We start from the raw sequence: 1,610 nt of genomic DNA on the forward strand, positions 1-1,610 counted from the left end.
GTTATTTGTTTACCTTTGGGTATGCAAGATATTGCTGCCAAAATTAATCGTTGTTCATTCACAGAGAGTTCGTAACTAGCTTCAATAATACTATTTGCTTTAACAACTAGAAATTTACTCATCTTCTTAATACTCAGCATAACTATGACATCATATTAACAGTGTCATAGTTATGCGTCAATCCGTCATAGTTATGCGTCAATCCGTCATAGTTATGCGTCAATCCGTCATAGTTATGCGTCAATCCGTCATAGTTAGTCCTCGGAAAGCTATATATAGCGTGGTTTTGAAGGGTGTCTAAAAAGCTTTTAAAATATTTAAAATAATAAAAAAGAAAAAATCAGTAATTTTCACGAAAATTGCCCTCGGTTTTCGCTCCACTCAAACTTTTTTGACTTCACTTTGTTACGTCAGGGGCAATTTTTAGCCAATGCCAACTGAGAGTTAAAAAAAATTAAAATCAAAAGAAAAAGTGTAACTCACTACACTTTAAAAAAAGTGGTGAGGGCAAGCATACTCAAAGACCCCTCTAAAGGGGTTTTGAAACTTGATCGGGGTAAACCCCAATACCCCAAAAGCCAAAGCAAAAATGCCTTCGCTACGCTCAGAATCTTTTTTAAGAGCAAAAGCATTACATCGCTCGTAGGCACTCGCTAACTTCTTTCATTGAGAACAAATTAAAATCAAAAGCAGTAATCAGGGAAAAGGCAAAAGCAAATACTGTTCGATCGCTACGCTCTGTTTAAGCTTTTTGAGCGTAATCTGTTTCTGTTCTTAAAGCTTTAAAAACTCTTTTAACTGTTTCTTGAGTACTATTTTTTGGATCTCTCAATATATTTGCAAGCCAATTTGCAAAGGTTGGGTAATCAGGGAAGTTTGATAAATCAGAAATACTACCTAATTTGCTCAAAATGGCACTGTATTTAGCAATTTGTGGTTCTGTAAGGGGTTTAATCATTTCAATGCTATTAGGCGGTGTTTTGAGCCTTTCAACGCTATTTTTGTCTTTTGATTTAAACTTTAATTCGATGTGAGAGAATTTTCGCCCTGTTTTTAATAAATTATAACTAATCATAATAGGGGATTTTTCGTTTAATTCAGCAATAGCAGTATCAATGACACGCCTTTTTAAATCTGCTGTAAGGGGATACTTGTCTTTCAAGTCAAGCATAGCTCGCAATTCATCTAATCGTATTTTTCGGTATCCTGTGCCTTTGAATTGCATCATTAATTCATAGAATCTGATGCTGTAACTACTGCTTAAACCTGCAATATCTTGAAGAAAATATTGCGTGAAATTGGCTGATAAATTACTAAGAAATGGCAAAACTGATTTACTAAATCTTACGGCTGCTAAAACATAATCTTCTGCATAAGGGTCACTTCCAGTTAATTCTTCTATAAGTTCTGGATTTGCTAAAGCCCAATCGCTGTTATACCGCATAATGTCCTGAACCCATCTTGTTTTAAAAGTCCCTGCTTCAGTGGTTATGGTAATAACCCTGCTAAAAAGACGATCGCAAGCCTCTTTAATTTCCCTACTTGCTGTTTTCGGATTAACACCAAGTTCAATAAAGGATTCTCTAGTAACACAATAGCCTGTGCTATCT

2 protein-coding genes are annotated in these 1,610 nt (G+C 35.2%); both read right to left on the minus strand.

Going from position 1 to position 1,610, the window contains the following annotated elements; genetic code table 11:
• Positions 1–122, minus strand: a 122-nt coding sequence (locus I2F17_RS12440) for a RepB family plasmid replication initiator protein (RefSeq protein ID WP_211140158.1), incomplete at its 3' end; no start/stop codon positions are given.
• A gap of 620 nt (positions 123–742) precedes the next feature.
• On the minus strand, positions 743–1,610 hold an 868-nt coding region (locus I2F17_RS12445), incomplete at its 5' end, for a replication initiation protein (protein ID WP_211140157.1).

It is taken from the genome of Acinetobacter baretiae (assembly GCF_015627105.1).
GTDB classification, from domain to species: Bacteria; Pseudomonadota; Gammaproteobacteria; order Pseudomonadales; family Moraxellaceae; genus Acinetobacter; species Acinetobacter baretiae.